The sequence below is a fragment of the Desulfobacteraceae bacterium genome (genome assembly GCA_022340425.1).
Lineage (GTDB): Bacteria > Desulfobacterota > Desulfobacteria > Desulfobacterales > JAABRJ01 > JAABRJ01.
Genome location: JAJDNY010000161.1, coordinates 1 through 18,216, shown reverse-complemented (window position 1 = coordinate 18,216; position 18,216 = coordinate 1). Strand labels below are relative to the sequence as shown.

Below are 18,216 nucleotides of genomic sequence, written 5' to 3'. Positions count from 1 at the left end.
AAGAAACGGCGGCAAGGGGCCGCAACCGGAAAAGGGGGGGAACGGCTGCCGGCGCCGGCTGGGCAGTTGATTGGCGGGCACACTCTTTGCTTTTTTCGATTCGATCAATCGTCCGTTCTGTTCTCCCGTCCCCCGGGATCTCTGCTCGACGCATCCAATTCGCATCCGCCCAGCCCGCCCCGACGCTTGGGGCTGCACCCACGGGCCCGCCCCGGGGGATTTTGCAAAAGGCGACCGGTACCCGGGGATAACCCGGAAGGGGCTTCGCAGGCGGCGATCCCCTGAAAACCACACCACAGAAGGCCGATCCCATGAACCATGATGCCACCAACCACCTGGGCCCTCACGTCCAGATCCCACTGCCGGGCGCCCTCCCCCCCAGGCGGCAGCGGCGACAGACCTTTGGGGAAATGGAGCGTCGGGCGCACCATCGCTTCCCGGCCCGCAAAGGGGCCTTTGCGCTGATCCGCTCGCACGCTGGCAGGATCGGCCCGATCGGCGCTATGAGCCTGGGCCAAATCGGTCTGGCCGTGTATGCCTCCAAACCCTGCCGCGTTGGCCCGCTGATCGACATCAGCCGCGGCGGGGCCGCGTTCCATGCCTCCGGCGGCGGCCCCATGGCGCTCGGCACGGCGGTGCTGGATCTTCTGATGGCCGAAAAACGGCTCTACCTGGGCGGGCTTCGCTTCCAACTGGTGGAAGACTTGAAACTGCCCGACGATTTCGTGCTGGTCCAGCCGGGCAGACGGCTCCTGCGGGTGCGCTTTATCAACCTCACCGCCCGCCAGCGGATCAAGCTGGACCGTTTCATCCATATCTGCGCGACCCATGTTCACTGATAGCAACCCAACGCCGATGCCCGAGGGCCGGCCGCACCCCTTCGCGGTGGGGCCCATGGCACCGTCCCGGGACCGGGGCTGCTCGTCAACCGGATTGCGGCCGGTGTCGGAAACCCTGCTGATCCCGCTATACTTCCGCGCCCTGGAGAGCCGGCGCAAAAAACCGATTGTGCGCGACCCACTGGCGGATTCCATGGTCAGCCAGATCGACTACGATTTTTCGCGCTTCGGCCCGCCGGACCTGACCTGCACCGCCACCCTGATGCGCATCCGCGAATTCGACCGCCTGACATCCGCTTTCCTTGAAAAACGCCCCGGGAGCTGCGTGGTCAATATCGGCTGCGGCCTGGACACCCGCTTTTTCCGGATGGACAACGGCCGGGTCCTCTGGTTCGACCTGGATTTTCCCGACGTCATTGCTTTCCGCCGCAGGTTTCTGAGAGAAACCCCGCGCTGCCGCTTCATTCCAGGCTCCGTGCTGGACCCGGCATGGTGCGACGCGCTGCCGGCGGACTGCGGCGAGCGGCTGCTGCTTCTGGCCGAGGGGGTCATGCCCTACCTGCCGGAAGCCGGCGTACGGCAGTTGGTCGCCACCCTGACGGCGCGCTTTCCCGGCGCCCGCATGGTCTTCGACGTCGTCTCCCCGCTGCAGGCGCTGCTCACCCATTTCAACCCGGTGCTGACGGCCACCCAGGCACGCTTCAGATGGGGTCTGGCCCGCGGAACGCGCGTCGAGCGCTGGGCCCGCGGGATTCGCCTGGAGCACGAAATTTTCTATTTCGACCAGCCTGAGCCGCGTCTGGGGTTGTACAACTGCCTACGGCTGTTTCCCCACATCGCCCGGGGATTCAGCATTCTGCAACTCAAACTGGGCCCCCCCGAGACCCCCTGACGGTGCCGGCGGCACTGCAGCAGGAAGGAGAGACCATGGAATACGACATCAAAGACAGCGGGCTGGCGGAAAAGGGAAGAATGCGGATCGCCTGGGCCGAACAAGCCATGCCGGTCCTGCGCTCCATCCGGCGGCGGTTCACCACCGACAAGCCCCTGGCGGGGCTCAGGGTATCGGCCTGCCTGCACGTCACCACCGAGACCGCCTGCCTGGTGCAGACCCTCAAGGCCGGCGGGGCCACCGTCTGCCTGTGCGCCTCCAACCCCCTCAGCACCCAGGACGACGTGGCCGCCGCGCTGGTGGCCGACCACGGCATCAAAACCTTCGCGGTCAAGGGCGAGGACCGGGACCGCTACTACCGCCACATTCACGCCGTTCTCGATCTCGCCCCGCGGATCACGATGGACGACGGCGCCGACCTGATCAGCACCCTGCACACCGAGCGCCGCGAGCTGCTGGCCGGCATCATCGGGGGCACCGAGGAGACCACCACCGGGGTGCTCCGCCTCAGGACCATGGCCGCCAACAAGGTGCTCGCCTATCCCGTCATCGCGGTCAACGACGCCGACACCAAGCACCTTTTCGACAACCGCTACGGCACCGGCCAGAGTACGATCGACGGCATCATCCGGGCCACCAACCGGCTGTTGGCCGGGACCACTTTCGTTGTCTGCGGCTACGGCTGGTGCGGCCGGGGGGTGGCCCGGCGGGCCGCCGGCATGGGGGCCGGGGTGATCGTCACCGAGATCAACCCCATCCGGGCGCTGGAGGCGGTGATGGACGGCTACCGGGTGATGCCCATCGGCCAGGCCGCGGCCTTGGGCGATTTTTTTTGCACCCTGACCGGGGATATCAACGTGATCCGCGGGGAGCACTTCGAGCAGATGAAAGACGGGGCCATCGTTTGCAACTCCGGGCACTTCAACGTCGAGCTGGACCTGGCGGCGCTGGCCCGCCTGGCGGTCAAGCGGCGGCCGGCGCGCAAGTGCGTGGAGGAGTTTCAACTGGCCGACGGGCGCCGGATCTACCTGCTGGCCGAAGGCCGGCTGATCAATCTCAGCGCCGCGGAGGGCCACCCGCCCAGCGTGATGGACATGAGCTTCGCCAACCAGGCGCTCTGCGCCGAGCATATCCTCAAGAATGCCTACACCCTGGAGAAGACGGTCTACGACGTCCCGGCGGAGATCGACCACCAGATCGCCCACCTGAAGCTGGCCAGCATGGGCGTCGTCATCGACACCCTGACCGCGGAGCAGGACGCCTACCGCAGCAGCTGGGAAAGCGGCACCTGAGGGCCTCGAAAAAAAATAATTTCACATCTTGCATGTCTTTTGGCCCGTCACCGGCGTTACATCCGCCGACACATATCTAAATATGTGCCGACGGATGTGCCTTGGTGGCAAACCAAAATCCTGCGCCATATTATGGAATTATTTTTTACCGCGACCCTGCCCCTCCTCTCCCCGGGGCCAGCGCCCCGGGGAGAAATAATCACCGCCTCGGTTCAGTCCGCCTCCCGGGAGCGCACCATCAACAGCGGGCGGTCCACCCGGTTGAGCACCCCGGCGGCCACGCTGCCGTAAAAGGCCCGCGCCAGACCCGTCCGGCCGTGGCTGGCCATGGCCACCAGGTCGGCGGTTTCGGCCTCGGCGGTGGCGATGATGGCATCCACCGGGCTGCCGTGGCCCACCCGGACCTGGGCGCGAATCCCCTTTTCACGGAACTCCCCCTTCAGCCCCCCCAGGTAGGCCTCGGTCTGGCCGACCTGCTCGTCGTAGATCTGCTGGCTGAGCTGCAGGTCGGCCCAGCCGGCGTCGGCCAACACCACCGGCTCGACGACCCCCAAAAATACCACCCGCGCCTCGTAGCGGCGCGCCAGTTCCTCCACGTGCGGCAAAATGGCCTCGGCACGCTTGGAGCCGTCCAGCGGCACCAGAATGACATGGTACATGTGGATCCTCCTCTGGGCGATGGGTTTTCGAGAAACACGGCCCCGCCGTTTCAATCACCGCGGGCGGGGTCAGCGGGCGCCGCGTCAGTTGCCTGGGCTTCCAGTTCCAGCACCTTCAGGGTGATTTTAAGCACCGCATCGGGGTTGAGGGAGATGGAATCGATCCCCTCACGCACCAGAAACTCGGCGAAATCCGGATAGTCGCTGGGCGCCTGGCCGCACAGCCCGCTGTGGCGCCGGTTGCGGCGGGCGCCCTCGATGGCCATGGCCACCATGCGCAGGACCCCGGGGTCGCGCTCGTCGAAATCATGGGCCACCAGGGCCGAGTCACGGTCCACCCCCAGGGTCAGCTGGGTCAGGTCGTTGGAGCCAATGGAAAAGCCGTCGAAGAGCCGGCTGAAGGCGTCGATCTCCAGCACGTTGTTGGGGATCTCGCACATCATGTAGACCTCCAGCCCGTTTTCGCCCCGCACCAGCCCGTTGGCGGCCATCTCAGCCAGCACCTCCTCGGCCTCGGCCACCCGACGGCAGAAGGGGATCATGATCACCAGGTTGGTGAGCCCCATCTCCTCGCGCACCCGCCGCATGGCCCGGCACTCAAGGGCGAACCCCTCGCGGTAGCGGGGGTCGTAGTAGCGCGCGGCCCCCCGGAAGCCGATCATGGGGTTGTCCTCGGCCGGCTCGAATGCCCGCCCCCCGATCAGGCTGGCGTATTCGTTGGTCTTGAAATCGCTCGTGCGCACGATCACCGGCTTGGGGTGGAAGGCCGCCGCGATGGTGCCGACCCCCTCGGCCAGCCGCTCGACGAAGTAGTCGGTCTTGTCGGCGTAGCCGGCGGTCAGTTCCCCGATCGCCCGTGCCTCGCCCGGGTCGCTGACCCGCTCGGGGTGCACCAGCGCCATGGGGTGGATCTTGATGTAGGTGTTGATGATGAATTCCATCCGCGCCAGGCCCACCCCGTCGTTGGGGATCAGCGCCAGCCCGAAGGCCTCCTCAGGGTTGCCGACGTTCATCATGATGCGCGTCCGGGGGCGTTGGAGGTCCTTGAGCTCCAGGCGCTCGCAGTGAAACGGCAGCCGCCCCTGGTAGACCACGCCGGCATCGCCGCCGGCGCAGCAGACGGTGACCTCGGTGCCGGTGGCGATGAGCTCGGTGGCGTTTTCCGCGCCCACCACGGCCGGGATGCCCAGCTCGCGGCTGACGATGGCGGCGTGGCAGGTGCGCCCGCCGCGGTTGGTGACGATCGCCGCCGCGGTCTTCATCACCGGCGCCCAGTCCGGGGTGGTGGTGTTGGCCACGAGGACCTCGCCGGGTTGAAATTCGGCCAGATGGGCCACGTCCGGAATGACCCGCGCGGGGCCCGCGGCGATCTTCTCCCCCACGCTCTTGCCCTTCACCAGCACCGGTCCGCGCCCCTCCAGGTGGAAGGTCTCCAGCACCTCGCGGTCCTTTAAGGCCTGCACCGTCTCGGGGCGCGCCTGGACGATGAAGAGGCCCCCCTCGGGGCCGTCCTTGGCCCACTCGATGTCCATCGGCATCGGCTGGCCGGCCTTGGCGGAGTAGTGCGCCTCGATGCGCATGCCGTAGTCGGCGAGGGTCAGCACCTCGTCGTCGCTGAGACAGAAGCGCCGCCGGTCGGCCTCGGCCACCTCGACGTTGCGCGTCAGCATCTTGGAGTCGCCCCGCCCGTAGACCATCTTGATCTTTTTGGCGCCGACGCTCTTTCTGACGATGGGCCGGAAGCCCTGGGCCCGGGTGGGTTTGAACACGAAGTACTCATCCGGGTTCACCACCCCCTGGACGATGTTTTCGCCCAGGCCGTAGGACGCCGTGATGAAGACCACGTCGCGGAAGCCGGTTTCGGTGTCCAGGGTGAACATGACCCCGCTGGTGGCCAGGTCCGCGCGCACCATCTTCATCACCCCGATGGAGAGCGCCACACTGAAATGCTCAAAGCCGCGATCCTCGCGGTAGGCGATGGCGCGATCGGTGAAAAGGGAGGCGAAGCACTTGCTGCAGGCCTCCCTGAGGGCGTTTTGGCCGCAGATGTTGAGGTAGGTCTCCTGCTGCCCGGCAAAGGACGCCGTGGGCAAGTCCTCGGCGGTGGCCGAGCTGCGGACGGCCACGTCTGTGTCGGGTCCGTACTGATCGCAGAGACGCGCGTAGGCCTCTGCGATGGCCTCCCAGAGGTCCGGCGGGATGCCCACGCCGAGGATGAGATCGCGTGCCGCCCGCCCCCGCCGGGCCAGGTCGGCCACATCGGCGGTGTCCAGCCCGGCCAGGGTTTCCTCCAGGCGGCCGCCGATTTCGCCGCAGGCGACGACATGGCGATAGGCCGCGGCCGTCACCGCAAACCCGTTGGGCACCCGCACCCCCTGGGCACCCAACTCGCGGTACATCTCCCCCAGGGAGGCGTTTTTACCCCCCACGATGGGCACGTCCTCCAGCGAGAGGTCCTCGAACCAGCGGATAAAGGGACCGTCGTTTGCCATGCCAGCCTCCCTTCAGGGTATGTGTCGGATCTAAAATGAGAAAATCAGCGCGTGCATCACCGGGCGGCGGCCGGGCATGCCCTGCGGAATGCCCGGATCTTGGATTGAGACTTACACCCTCCCCCCAAGCAGAATCCATACCACTGGCGTGGAAGACGGTTTTTGATGGATTATCGGGGAGATACTGCGTGTGAAAAACCGGAGGCTTTAAAAGGTTTTTGGAATTTTGCGATGGTGGGATCGAAAATTTGAGATGCAAGCCGTGGGCTGGGTGTTTCCGGAAGGCGGCAACCACGCCAAGTTCTTGCATCCTCTGCGGAGCTGGGGTGACCCATCCGAAAATTGCGGCCGGACCTCTCCCGGTTATGATTTATCGCCGCCTGCAGACCTCTCGGGGTCCCGGCGACGCGGATCGGGAGCGCACAGCATGTTTCACGTTGTGGGGTGCCGGTTTTCGTGTTAACCAAAACACGGAGCGCAGGTTGCAGCGAGAGCCCGGCTAAGATCCCCTCTCCTGGAGACGATCCAGGGGGCTTGAAACCGCCGACAGGTCTTTTTGCATGACATGGGTGTAGTTCTCTCGGTGGTTTTGACGTCGGCATGCCCCATCAGTTCCTGCACCACCCGGATGTTGACGCCGTTTTCCAGCAGATGCGTGGCAAACGAATGGCGAAAGGTATGACAGCTGACCCGTTTGTGGATTCCGGCTTTCTCCACCGCCGCTTTGACGGCCTTCTGAAGGCCGGACTCCAGCACATGGTGCCGCCGGGTGGCGCCGCTGCGGGGGTCGCAACTCAAATTCCTCCCCGAAAAAACATATTGCCAGCGAAATTCCCTGGACGCCGACGAATACTTTCGCGCCAGGGCCGGCGCCAGATACACTTCACCGTATCCGTTTTCAAGATCTTCGGCATGAAGATCCTTCACTTTCTCCAGGTGCAGCCGCAACTCCGATTGGACCGCCTGCGGCAAAACCGTCGTCCGGTCCTTGCCCCCTTTTGCCTGCCGCAAATAGAGCAGACCGCGGTCGAAATCCACACCCAGCACCCACAGACGCACGCATTCCATCAACCGCAGGCCGCATCCTTAAAGGATATTAACCATCAGCAGGTGCGTTCCCGCCAACCCGGCCATGACGCGCCCGACCTCGGCCTGGGTCATGACGGTCGGCGGCCGGGCGTGCCGTTTGGCCCGTGCGGACTCGAGCTGCTCCTCGATTTCCTGGCCGAGGACATGGCGATACAAAAAGACGATGGCGTTCAGCGCCTGCCTTTGAGTGGCTGCCGACACCTCGCCCCGGGTTGCCAGGTGACTCAAAAAGCCTTCGATATGGACTTTGCCCATTTCCGCAGGGTGGATTTTGGCGCCGTGAAACCTGATGAACCGGACAATCCAGTTACAGTACGTCTGTTCGGTGCGTTGGCGTAATGATGGTAGCGCAGCACCTGACGAACCTGATCCATCAGCTTCAAGCTCGGATCCGGTTTGAATCGCGGGCGTTTTTGATTTTCCATGAATATTGAATATCGTCAGGCAAAAGAATAGCGTTTTATCCATCATCCCAAACTGAAAATGTCAATTGACGATGCGCTGCGTGGCTAAAAAAGCGGTGTTAGGAAAAGGATGATGAAGGGATGATGGATAAAACGTTATTCTTTTGGCAGAGAAACAGTATAGGTGCACTATAGGAGAAACAATGAAAGAGATTGTGAAAAAGATTTTCAAAAGTTTGGGCTACGAAATTATACGTGCACCAAAGCCAAAAAAGCTTAAGGGGGTCGGTCGCATTCAACACGATATCGAATTTATGCAAGATGAAAAATTTGGAATTGAGTTTACACATCTAACTTTAGACGGAAATCAATATTTCGTCCCAAAGTATGCATTGCATCGACCGGCAGTTAAAAACTTGTTAAACGGTAATCTATACGAGCCTAACACGCATGATTTTGTTAGAGAGTTTTTCCAATCATTCAAAGGCTCCATGGTGCACGCAGGTACTTTCTTTGGAGATATGATTCCAAATTTCTCTAAATCAGTATCGGGGAATGTTTATGCATTCGAGCCTGTTTTTGAAAACTACATTCTCGCAAAGTTATGCGTGGACAATAACAACTTAGCAAATGTTATATTAATGAATTCCGCTCTTTCGGATGGCTTAGGTAATCTTTATATCAACACAAGCGAGGGTGGCGGTAGACATGCGGGTGGCGCTTCGACTATAGCTGATAAAGGCGCGATTTGTGCTGCGATAAATATTGATCGCCTTAATATTGAAGACTTAGTGCTAATTCAGTTGGATGTGGAGGGTCATGAACTGAGTGCATTAAAGGGTGCATTAGAAACAATTCAAAAAAGCAGGCCGGTAATAGCCATAGAAGACAACAATGACAATTGCGCAGATTTTCTTTGCAATATCAAATATGAGAAAGCTGGCCATTTACCAGGCTTAACTATTTGGGCTCCAATTGAAAAATACAGATACAAAGAAAAAATCGAATCCTTAGTAAGTGGAACCAATCATGATTTTTAGCAAAAGGCCTAAAAAAGCAAATGCACTCGGACGTCAAAAAGCGCCGCACCTTCGTCGCTCTGCTTTTTGCCGCAGGTGATTTGCGGCGTTAGATGATAAGGAATCATATGATAGCTGAAATAGAATCAATAGCAGCAAATCCGTACCTGGTAATCGGCAGCTTTATATTGGCGATAATTGGCGTAGTGATAGCTATAATATTCTTTGTTAAAAGTAAGCGAGAAAAGCGGCCTTGCTATCAGGTATATCATCAAAATTTAGTGCGGTTATCCACCAAGCTTAAGTTTGTCTTTTGAACGAAACGGCAAGCCGAAATCTGTGTCACCGAAAGCAACTAAAATGGAACCAAATCTGAAAACCAGGTTGGATTGTAAAACCTGGGCTCGGGAGGCAACTTGAGCTTTTTAGATAACCGCAAAAGTTAGTTTAGGGGCTACACGGATCAGTAGAAGGATTAAAAGTACTATTTAATGATGCGCCACAAGTACAGACTACTGTAGCTAACGTTATTATCTGGAATAATGGAAAAGAAACTATTAGAAATAGCGATCTTACAGAAAGAGACCCAATCCTTATTAGTGTTACAAGTGATGCGATGGTTCTGGATGCGAGGATAGTAGAAGTTAACAGCGAAGCAAATCAGTATGCTCTGTCAGAGATAGTCGGTGATGGTGAGTATAATGACCCGCATAGTTACAAATTAAGTTTTGATTTTATGGATAATCTTGATTTTGTTGTGACACAAATAGTGCACACAGGTGATGCTGCAACAAAAAATTGTTATGAAAGGAAAAATAAAGGGCTTAAAAAAAATCCAAAATGTAAGCGTCCCAATGGGAGCAAGCAAAGAATCTTGGGAGTCGATGCTACTAAAACAGATTGAGAATCCGTTGGTTATAAGGTGGGTTGGATCCGTTGTTTATTTATGTATAGGGCTTTTCGGTATTTGGAGTGTTTATCATCCTGAGCATAGTAAGTGGTACTGGTTCTTCGCCACATTTTGGATTGTGGCTTCGTTAATAATGTTTTTTGGGTTTAAAAGAAAACCGCCTGTAAATATTTATCAGCTAATATCATCTAACAAGGGCAGTTAACAGGAACGTTTTACTGCGGCGTTCGCTCCCGCTCACTCTACGAAAAAACGCTCGTTACTGCCAACGTTCGCCAACGAATGATCGCAGCTACGAACGTGAAAGTCGTTCCTCAATCAGTGAAGGATTGTCATGTGGTTGCACGCATCCTGTTTCCTTGAATTCAACATTCCGGTTCCAACTCCGTTCTTGCTCATGCTGCGCCCTCGGAGTGGATGGCAGCAATGGGTCGCGCGCGAACAGTATGTTTTGTCACCAAGCGTATCGGCGGTCGAGTTCACTGACTTGTTCGGCAACCTGTGCCAGCGGCTGGTCGCACCGGCTGGGTATTTTTCCGTGCATACATCCGTTGACATCGAAACTGCAGATGCATCCGACACGGCCCCTGGAGCCCCGTTTGTCGAAGTGCAACAGTTGCCCTATGAGACACTACCGTTTCTTCACCCAAGCCGGTATTGTGAATCGGATCGTTTCACTGAAATGGCCGCATCGCTCGCGGCGGGCTGGGGCGCTGGCTACGACCAATGCACTGCAATCGTCGATTATATCCGCAACACGGTAAGGTACACGCCTGGTGCCGGACAGCAGATCATAAGCGCCTCCGAGCTAAACGAGTTGGGAAGCGGAGTATGCCGGGACATGGCCCATTTGGGCATCGCTTGTTGCCGAGCGCTATCGATACCGGCTCGAATGGTTGTGGGCTACCTTGAGACGCTTGAACCGATGGATCTTCACGCTTGGTTCGAGGCCTATGTCGGAAATCGGTGGTACACGTTCGATCCAACACAAACCGATCTCCAGGGAGGTCGTGTCGCAATTGCTTTCGGCCGAGACGCGGCCGATGTTGCCATCTACACACAATTCGGCGATCCAGTGAGCCTGTTAAGCATGCACGTCAATGTCGAACGAATGGCCGGACCTCCTTTCTGAGGCAGTACTTAGCGACGATTTAAATCGGCGAAAAAATTGCTGCACCTGGCCGGGTGGGCGGCAGTGGTTTTCGGTTTTGCTTGCAAGATAAAAGTTTATTCCCTTTTCAAACATTTTTGCGTTCACCCCACCCCGCCGGTGAGCTCAAGCGTAGGCACCAACAATGTGATTGGATTTTGACAAGTGAAGACCAAACAATATTTTGATTATACGAGGAAACGCCCAGATTGTTCTCAGATCAAAGAGGATTGGATAAAGGCGGTTATCGAGAAACCTGAAAAAGTTGAGATACAATCAGATGGAAGGATCAGAAAGTGGGCCAAAGTATCCGAAGTTGGAAAATACTTGAGGGTTATCTTGCTCGAAGATTGCGAAACGGTGCATAATGCGTTCTTTGATAGGTTATAAAAGGGGGAATAAAATATGAGAATGAAATATTTTTCAGATACGGATACTGCTCATATAGAATTCACAGACAAGGTCGTACATGAGACTAAAGAAATAAGTGAGAATATCTATATTGACGTCGATGAAAAAGGCAACATTGTCAGCATGACTATAGAACATGCAAAAGATAATGCTGGGCTCTGGGAATTCTCATATCAAGAAATGTCCAATCAAAGAGTATAGAAATGCCGAATCAAGCAGTGCAGTGGACAGCCAGAGTCGTGCCATCCATTTTGCAGCTATTTTGCAGATTAATTTTTTTTAAATTTGGCAAATGTCAGTGGGAATCTTGGTTGCCACTGACCGCCACCGCTAGCCAAGAAAGAAAAGCATGCCTCCAACCATCTCATTGCCTGAAGCGCACCGCGTGCAGTTCCGTTCATTTACCCCCTTTCTACTGATCTCGTTCGGCATAGCTTGGGGTGTGCTTGGGCTGTACATCTTACTCCCGGAATTTATGGGAACAGTGTTTGGCCAGCTCACCGGCAATCATCCGCTCTTCTTCCTGGCCGTGTACGCGCCTGCGATCGCGGCGCTCTCTCTTGTTACCCGCAACGGTGGCATCGCTGGTCTGCGGCGCTTCCTCAGACGAGCGTTGCTCTGGCGCTGCGGCGCAGCGTGGTATGTCTTTCTGATCATTGGCATTCCGTTGATCTTCATTAGCGGTTCCGCGCTCAGAGGGAACCTTTTTGCGGAACCGTTTCCATTTGCGTCCCTTCAGGCACTGCTCGTGGCGTTGGGCCTCGCCGCCATCAAAGGCCCCGTCGAGGAGTTCGGCTGGCGGGGGCTCGCACTTCCTCTTCTGCAAAGGAAGTTCGCTCCAATCTGGGCCGGGCTGATTCTTGGAGCCATATGGGGGCTGTGGCATTTGCCGGCCTTCCTCTTGGGCGGAACCCAGCAGAGCGAGTGGTCCTTCACAGCGTTCTTTGCTGGGTGCTTAGCAATAAGCGTCATCGCGACTGCATTGTTCAACAGGTCGCATGGCAGCATTCTGCTGTCGGCGTTCTTTCATTTCTCACTCATGAACCCGATCTTTCCTGACGCGCAGCCCTACGACACGTACCTGCTGATTGTTGCTGCCGTCCTGATCGTTTGGTGGAACCGCAATAATATGTTCACAAAGGAAGGATCGGTCACAGAAGTCATTCCACAAGGGAAAGGGATTCATGGCTAACCATGCCATGCACACGGACGGGAATTCCGCTGCGCTCCATTCCCACCGGTGATGCTTGACGTTGGGCGAATATGTAAATTATCGAAGGAGGTGATTATGAAGCGCTCAATTCGAACTGTATTTGCAGCCACGATCATAATCATTGGAGGGACGGATGCCATGGCGATCGAAGAGGCGGCATACACCGTTGAAAAACAAGAAAACAGGTTTGAGATCCGCGATTATGCACCGCACATCCTCGCCGAAACCGTTGTGGAAGGAGATCTCGAGGAGGCCGGAAACAACGCATTCAACAGGCTCTTTCGGTATATCTCCGGCGACAACCGGTCGCGTGCCAAAGTGGCCATGACGGCACCCGTTTCCCAAGAGCCGATGGGAGAGAAAATTAAGATGACGGCACCCGTAGGACAGCAGCGTGTTCAGGAAAAGTGGGCTGTAAGCTTCATGATGCCAGCCTCGTACACTCTGGAAAACATTCCGGAACCAGATGACCCAAAGGTCACATTGCGCCAGGTTCCAGCTCGACGGATGGCCGCAGTACGCTACTCCGGTTTCTGGAACGAGAAGGGCTACCTACGATACAAGGTGGAACTTGAGTCATGGATTGAGAGAATGGGCCTTAGCATTGTGGGCAAGCCGATATGGGCTCGATACAACCCTCCTTTTATGCCGTGGTTCTTGAGGCGGAACGAAATTCTGATTCCGGTCGATGCAGGCACCGGCCATGAAGAAGCCCAACAATCGCATGGAGAAGCGACTCAGTGAACCGCGCCGGGCACGGTTCACTGAGCGCCTCATGCGTATTTTAGGCTCTTGACGCCATGCTCACGCAATTGCTCGTCCAGTACCTCGTGGGACTGTGCTGTCAGCGCGGTAACCCACCGGCTGTAGACATCACGTTCGGCGCTATGGTCTTGAACCTCGCAACCGGAAAGGATCTGACGTTGAAGTGACGGTGCCTCTTGAAGAGCCACCAGCGTGATATACGGCTTCAAGGCGTAGGAAGTGAATAGGGAGAACAAGCCACGTGGTGTTGCGGCTGTCGGGCAGCTTTTGATCAAGGATTACGACCGCTGCAGCTCATAGGGCCATTGTATCGGCGTCGGACATCACCAAGGCTGCCGTGGTGGAGGCCGTTCGCCACCATCTGGAGGTATTTGCATGAACATAGAAGATCTGCACGAGCTGCTCGTCGAGGCACCTACCGGGGGCGCCGAGACGAGTGCGCTCGCAGTGGTTACGAGCCTTGCGCGCGACGGCGATTTGGCCGCGAGTCTCACTCAGTTGCGTGCGTTGGCGCGTGCGGTCGGCTGCGATGCGGCGCTCCCGTTGCTCGCTCAAGTCACCTCCATGGACGGACTCCTCGCCGCCGACCTTCCGGCACCGCTCGGCGCCTACGCTGCGGCGCTGCACCCCCGAACCTTCCTCGCAAACGTGAAGCGCCTTGCGACGCGGCCGAGCAGCAATGACGACGGTGCGTTATCGGGTTTGTGGCGCCTGGCACTCTCCCGCGATGTGCTGCAGCACGAAGCTCTGAAGGCGCACGTCCTCACGGCATTGGCGGGGCTGATCAACATGCATGAGCGGATTGGCACGCTGACACCGAGTCATCTGATGCCCATTCTCGATCATGTGCTGGCTAACGCCCGCATCGTCGAGGGCCGCGAATCCGACGATTCCCTGCACTTCGGCCGAGAGAGGCTCCTCGATCTACACAGCACGGGGACTCTGTACTTCATTATCACTCATGAACTTGGCCACAATGTTTTCGATCGTTTCCTGGGCAAAGGCAGTCGTGCCGGAGCCGCCGGACATGATGCCGCACTGAGCGAGCTTGCCGCAGCGCTGCCGCAGCTCATGAATTCCGCCTGCGAACTGCGCGGGCGGCAGTTCGAAGTCAACGATCCACGCGCCTTTCTCGCATTCACGGGCGTGCGATTGCTGTGTACCCACGAGCGGCGACCGGGTGGCCCGTACTTTCACATGTCGCTCATGCAGTCCGGAGGCCCCGTCGACCTCCACGTAGGAGCGACGTATGCGCGTTTCGTGCTGGCCCTCGTCGGTATCGAGCCATCACGTGCGGCGGCCGCGTGGTCCGCGCGCGGCGCTCTGCACTTTGGCTTCCGAGGGGATCAGCAGGATGTCTTGCGAGCTATACCTCCTAACGAGGTCATCGCGGCCCGAATACAGAAGGCCCTTACCGAGGGCCCAGCATGGATTGATGCGCTGCGGGCAGACGGCCGGCTCGGGGAATCGGAGCGCGATGTGCCGATTGCGCTCGGGGTGGAGCCCCGGCGGCCGTGTGCTTATGGCGACGACTGCGAGCGCGCATTCAACGATCTTAACCTCGTCGCCCAGGCAGACGCAGTCTCCTCACTTGGCGCATTGACCGAGCCGCAGGCGATCGCCGTCCTCGCTGCAGCCTGGCGTTGTGCCGCACCCGCTGTCTTGCGGCGGCTGCTGCACGAGCAGGTGGGATTGCAGGAGAAGCTGAGCACTGCCGACTGGCCGCTCGGTGAGATTGGGGCAAGTCTGTGTGCGCTGCGCGATGAGCATGGCGTGGTTACCTACCACGGCCCGACTATGTCCGATATCGGTGCGGTGCTGCATGCGCTGCGTGACTTCGGCGTGCCGCTCGACGGTCCAGCCGACGCCGATGGCCGCACCTTGCTGGTTCGGGCTGTGTTCAAAGGCCCCAGCCTCGTGCGGCTTGCGCTCGACTGCGGCGCCGACCCCGATCGCACCTCCGCCAATGGCGACACACCGTTGCTGGCTTGCGCGACGGCGGGTAGTGTTGCAGTGGCCGAGGCCCTCGCGGCGGCAGGAGCGTCGCTCCAGTCGCGTGACCCCGAAGGCCGGACCGCGTTGCACCGGGCTGCGGGACAAAACCACGAGGAGCTCCTGGTCTGGCTGCTCGCGCACGGTGCGGAAGTCGACGCGCGGGACAGCAACGGTGAGACCGCCCTGATGCGGGCGCCAACTCGATCTGCGGTGATGGCACTCTGCGATGCCGGCGCTGCCGTCCAAGCGGCAACCGGCGAAGGGGTGACGGCCCTGCACTTCGCGGCCCGGTACGGTCGATCAGAAGTCGTGCATGGGCTCCTGAGCCGGGGCGCTGACCCCGACGCGGCTACCAGTATGGGCGAAACGCCATTGCACTATGCCGCGTTGGCCAACGCGGGTACGGATTGCATGGCGGCGTTGCTCGATGCGGGGGCGGACATCGACGAGGAAACGGACGAAGGCGTCACAGCGCTCATGGTGGCTGCCCGCACTGCGCACCTCGATATGGTCGAATGGTTGCTCGATCACGGCGCTGGCGTCGATGCGCGCACCGTGACGGGCGATACCGCACTCATCATGGCCAGCGACGGCCGCAACGAGTGGGCTCGGGACTTTTCGTTCAACAGTCGGCTCGAGCAATGCCTGCGTCGCTTGGTACAGGCCGGTGCCGACATCAACGCCGCCAATGATATGGGTGTTACCGCGGTGTATGCGGCCACATGGGGTTTCGATGCGGGACGGGTGAGCTGTCTCCTCGAGCTGGGTGCGGATCCGAATATTGCTGATCGGGATGGTCGTACCCCGCTCTCGGTGGCGCAGGCAAAGGGACATGCAGCAATGGTTGAGGCTCTCACCAGTGCTGCACGCACAAAGGGGAACGCATGAACGAATCCGCGCTTGCGCGCGCTCAGCGCGCCATCGAGCTCGCATCACGCGCGCGGTCCGACACGCTGGATCTTCACGGGCTCAGGCTGAAGACGTTGCCTCCTCTGACAGCCGGACTTCGGAGCTTGCGCCGACTGGACCTCAGCGGCAATCGGCTGCGGACCCTGCCCACCGAGCTCTGGCAGCTCGCTCACCTGAAGAAGCTCGATCTGTCGGGCAACCGCATCGGAGTGCTCGATGCAGGGATCGGCAGTCTGCACGCTTTACGGTCGCTCGATCTGTCTGAGAACCGCTTGAACGACCTGCCGCGTAAGTTGGCGGCTTGCACGAGCCTTGAACGCTTGAGCTTTTTCGGCAACCTCTTCTGGACCTTGCCCGAGCCGGTACTGTCGCTCTCGGGGCTGCGATGGCTGGATCTCGCCAGCAATCGTTTAGAGAGGCTGCCGGATCTGGGCAGCCTGACCAACCTCGAGGTTCTCGACCTCGCCAGCAATCGCCTTTCGGTGCCGCCGGACGGACTGGTAAGGCTGAAGGAACTTCGCACGCTCGACCTCTCGCACAACCGTCTCACCTCTGTCGACGAGCTGGTGTTGCCCGGGTCCATAGAGGAACTCTTCCTCGATGACAACCTTCTGACGGAGATCCCGGGCCGATTGGGCGCGATAGGGCGCCTGTCGGCACGCGGCAACCCGATCGCCCCGCCCAAGCCCGCAGCGGACCGCGCTGCCACGGCATCTCGAGCCGGCACGCTACGCGAACTGGTCACCGGCGGTTACGAGGCCGGCAAGCGGTACTTCGAGGCCCCGGACTACCAATTCCGTTTCGTTCTGGACCTCCCAAGCAAGCCCGCCATCGATAGCTCGCTGAGCCTTTACTTCAAGGCGTTCACAGGCACACCGGTATCGATGCGGCTGGGTGATGGTTCACGTGTCGATCTCACACGTGTCGGCCGTCAGGCTGCGCGAGAGATTGCGGCTTCGTCAGGCAGCGTGCTGCTCGAGTTTCCACCCACCCACGAAACCGCCACCGTGGAGGCTACCTGCGAATTCGCCGAACGTACCCTTGATCGCGTGCCCGACTCGGTGCTGGTTGAACTGCCCGGGACGAAGCGGGGCCGTGCGGGTGCGATCGTGGAGAGCCCGGAGAAAGCCGAGCCTCTTGAAGCCACGTCGCGGGAGGCGGTGGTTGCGGAAGCCACAAGCCAGACCGCCGGTGCCGTGTCGCTGCCAGCTCCCGTGCCAGGGGACACTCGCGGCTCGATCACGCGCGGGTCTTCTGCTAGGGGTGGTGAACCGGTCGATACCGCCGTCTTCTGCCCGCCGCAGGTGCCACGGGACAGCATGTTCTTGGTCCAGGTCTACTTGTATTCGCCGGACGCCGCCACGGAAGTGGACGCGCAGGCGCGCCAGGCGGACGAGGCGGCCGAGCGACGGGGCACGTATTCATTGCCGCTCGATCTGCTGCCTGGCACGCGCGTCGATTTGCACCTCGAGATTCCGGCGCTCACGGTGTCGGAACCCGACGCGGCGGTGGTCTGGCGTGGCCGCACGACGGCGGCGCAATTCGAAGTTGTGGTGCCTGCCGACGCGGCTGGCGCGCAGGTCATCGGGCGCGTGCGCATCGCAGTCGCTGGCGTGCCGGCTGGTACGTTGCGTTTCCAGGTCGCCTTGACCGCGGCCGGGACCTCGCCCGGTGCCGCCGATGCGCGCGAGCTGCGGGCGCGCCGCTATCGCCGCGCGTTCATCAGCTATTCTTCGAAAGACAGGGCCGAAGTCCTGCGCCGGGTGCAGGCTTTCCGAATCGCCGGGTTGTCAGTGTTCCAGGACATCCTCGATCTCGATCCCGGAGATCGCTGGGAGAGGGCTCTGTACCGCGAAATTGATCATTGCGATGTATTTCTGCTCTTCTGGTCGCACGCTGCGGCAGATTCCAAGTGGGTCGGCAAGGAGATCGAGTACGCGGTCGCTCGCAAGCAAGGTGACGAGGAGCGTCCGCCCGATATTCAGCCGGTGCCGATCGAGGGGCCGCCAATCGTTCCCCCGCCTGCCAGCCTCAAAGGGCTGCACTTCAACGATGCCTTGCTGGCTCAGATCCGTGCTGCCGAGACGACGGCAGCACCACAGACCGCTACCGGTGATACAGGGGTATAGCTCAGAGTCCATGATTAAATGCCAACCGTCCGCGCCTAACGAAAGATA

Annotated in this window: 14 protein-coding genes and 1 pseudogene; 11 read left to right on the top strand and 4 right to left on the bottom strand. The window is 59.4% G+C overall.

From position 1 onward, the window contains the following. Positions 1 to 311 precede the first annotated feature (311 nt). The 3 genes from LJE63_13880 to ahcY are packed head-to-tail and all read left to right on the top strand — an operon-like array spanning position 312 to position 3,023. The gene (locus tag LJE63_13880; GenBank protein MCG6907694.1) at positions 312 to 839 is read left to right on the top strand and encodes a hypothetical protein; all 528 of its coding nucleotides are present in this window, start codon (positions 312 to 314) and stop codon (positions 837 to 839) included. A 55-nt stretch (positions 840 to 894) separates the two neighbouring features. Next, a complete protein-coding gene (locus LJE63_13875) occupies positions 895 to 1,731 on the top strand; it encodes a class I SAM-dependent methyltransferase (GenBank protein ID MCG6907693.1) in 837 nt (278 codons plus the stop codon). 35 nt (positions 1,732 to 1,766) lie between these two features. Further along, on the top strand, positions 1,767 to 3,023 hold the full coding sequence (ahcY, locus tag LJE63_13870) for an adenosylhomocysteinase (GenBank protein ID MCG6907692.1): 1,257 nt from the start codon (positions 1,767 to 1,769) through the stop codon (positions 3,021 to 3,023). Between the two features lie 212 nt (positions 3,024 to 3,235). On the opposite strand, the gene LJE63_13865 is transcribed toward ahcY, so the two are convergent. The 4 genes and pseudogenes from LJE63_13865 to LJE63_13850 form a co-directional block, all read right to left on the bottom strand. After that, the gene (locus tag LJE63_13865) at positions 3,236 to 3,682 is read right to left on the bottom strand and encodes a universal stress protein (protein MCG6907691.1); all 447 of its coding nucleotides are present in this window, start codon (positions 3,680 to 3,682) and stop codon (positions 3,236 to 3,238) included. Positions 3,683 to 3,732: 50 nt separating this feature from the next. Then, positions 3,733 to 6,174 carry a phosphoenolpyruvate synthase gene (gene ppsA / locus LJE63_13860; GenBank protein ID MCG6907690.1) on the bottom strand — a complete coding sequence of 814 codons (2,442 nt, stop codon included), beginning with the start codon at positions 6,172 to 6,174 and terminating at the stop codon, positions 3,733 to 3,735. 579 nt (positions 6,175 to 6,753) lie between these two features. Further along, positions 6,754 to 7,242, bottom strand: a pseudogene (locus LJE63_13855) (tyrosine-type recombinase/integrase). Between the two features lie 18 nt (positions 7,243 to 7,260). After that, entirely contained in the window at positions 7,261 to 7,734 is a 474-nt protein-coding gene (locus tag LJE63_13850; protein MCG6907689.1) for a phage integrase N-terminal SAM-like domain-containing protein, read from the bottom strand. Positions 7,735 to 7,870: 136 nt separating this feature from the next. On the opposite strand from LJE63_13850, the gene LJE63_13845 reads away from it, so the two are divergent. The 8 genes from LJE63_13845 (at position 7,871) to LJE63_13810 (ending at position 18,168) form a co-directional block, all read left to right on the top strand. Then, entirely contained in the window at positions 7,871 to 8,707 is an 837-nt protein-coding gene (locus LJE63_13845) for an FkbM family methyltransferase (GenBank protein MCG6907688.1), read from the top strand. A gap of 595 nt (positions 8,708 to 9,302) precedes the next feature. Beyond that, positions 9,303 to 9,590, top strand: a complete 288-nt coding sequence (locus LJE63_13840; GenBank protein ID MCG6907687.1) for a hypothetical protein — start codon at positions 9,303 to 9,305, stop codon at positions 9,588 to 9,590. Between the two features lie 340 nt (positions 9,591 to 9,930). Next, positions 9,931 to 10,728, top strand: a complete 798-nt coding sequence (locus LJE63_13835; protein MCG6907686.1) for a transglutaminase family protein — start codon at positions 9,931 to 9,933, stop codon at positions 10,726 to 10,728. Between the two features lie 423 nt (positions 10,729 to 11,151). Beyond that, on the top strand, positions 11,152 to 11,358 hold the full coding sequence (locus tag LJE63_13830; protein MCG6907685.1) for a DUF2283 domain-containing protein: 207 nt from the start codon (positions 11,152 to 11,154) through the stop codon (positions 11,356 to 11,358). Between the two features lie 148 nt (positions 11,359 to 11,506). Next, complete coding sequence (locus LJE63_13825) at positions 11,507 to 12,349, top strand: CPBP family intramembrane metalloprotease (GenBank protein ID MCG6907684.1); 843 nt, start codon at positions 11,507 to 11,509, stop codon at positions 12,347 to 12,349. Positions 12,350 to 12,445: 96 nt separating this feature from the next. Then, positions 12,446 to 13,114, top strand: coding sequence for a heme-binding protein (locus tag LJE63_13820; GenBank protein MCG6907683.1), 669 nt, complete (start codon positions 12,446 to 12,448; stop codon positions 13,112 to 13,114). Positions 13,115 to 13,510: 396 nt separating this feature from the next. Then, complete coding sequence (locus tag LJE63_13815) at positions 13,511 to 16,018, top strand: ankyrin repeat domain-containing protein (GenBank protein MCG6907682.1); 2,508 nt, start codon at positions 13,511 to 13,513, stop codon at positions 16,016 to 16,018. Continuing rightward, entirely contained in the window at positions 16,015 to 18,168 is a 2,154-nt protein-coding gene (locus tag LJE63_13810; GenBank protein ID MCG6907681.1) for a leucine-rich repeat domain-containing protein, read from the top strand. Before LJE63_13815 ends, LJE63_13810 begins: the two co-directional genes overlap by 4 nt. Positions 18,169 to 18,216 lie beyond the last annotated feature (48 nt).

What these genes read in the sequence shown, in the direction of transcription:
- LJE63_13865 (MCG6907691.1), bottom strand. Translation starts at nt 3,682, where the DNA reads ATGTACCATGTCATTCTGGTGCCGCTGGACGGCTCCAAGCGTGCCGAG.
- LJE63_13815 (MCG6907682.1), top strand. Translation starts at nt 13,511, where the DNA reads ATGAACATAGAAGATCTGCACGAGCTGCTCGTCGAGGCACCTACCGGG.
- LJE63_13825 (MCG6907684.1), top strand. Translation starts at nt 11,507, where the DNA reads ATGCCTCCAACCATCTCATTGCCTGAAGCGCACCGCGTGCAGTTCCGT.
- LJE63_13840 (MCG6907687.1), top strand. Translation starts at nt 9,303, where the DNA reads ATGGTTCTGGATGCGAGGATAGTAGAAGTTAACAGCGAAGCAAATCAG.
- LJE63_13810 (MCG6907681.1), top strand. Translation starts at nt 16,015, where the DNA reads ATGAACGAATCCGCGCTTGCGCGCGCTCAGCGCGCCATCGAGCTCGCA.
- ppsA (MCG6907690.1), bottom strand. Translation starts at nt 6,174, where the DNA reads ATGGCAAACGACGGTCCCTTTATCCGCTGGTTCGAGGACCTCTCGCTG.
- LJE63_13820 (MCG6907683.1), top strand. Translation starts at nt 12,446, where the DNA reads ATGAAGCGCTCAATTCGAACTGTATTTGCAGCCACGATCATAATCATT.
- LJE63_13875 (MCG6907693.1), top strand. Translation starts at nt 895, where the DNA reads ATGGCACCGTCCCGGGACCGGGGCTGCTCGTCAACCGGATTGCGGCCG.
- LJE63_13830 (MCG6907685.1), top strand. Translation starts at nt 11,152, where the DNA reads ATGAGAATGAAATATTTTTCAGATACGGATACTGCTCATATAGAATTC.
- LJE63_13845 (MCG6907688.1), top strand. Translation starts at nt 7,871, where the DNA reads ATGAAAGAGATTGTGAAAAAGATTTTCAAAAGTTTGGGCTACGAAATT.
- LJE63_13835 (MCG6907686.1), top strand. Translation starts at nt 9,931, where the DNA reads ATGTGGTTGCACGCATCCTGTTTCCTTGAATTCAACATTCCGGTTCCA.
- LJE63_13850 (MCG6907689.1), bottom strand. Translation starts at nt 7,734, where the DNA reads ATGATGGATAAAACGCTATTCTTTTGCCTGACGATATTCAATATTCAT.
- ahcY (MCG6907692.1), top strand. Translation starts at nt 1,767, where the DNA reads ATGGAATACGACATCAAAGACAGCGGGCTGGCGGAAAAGGGAAGAATG.
- LJE63_13880 (MCG6907694.1), top strand. Translation starts at nt 312, where the DNA reads ATGAACCATGATGCCACCAACCACCTGGGCCCTCACGTCCAGATCCCA.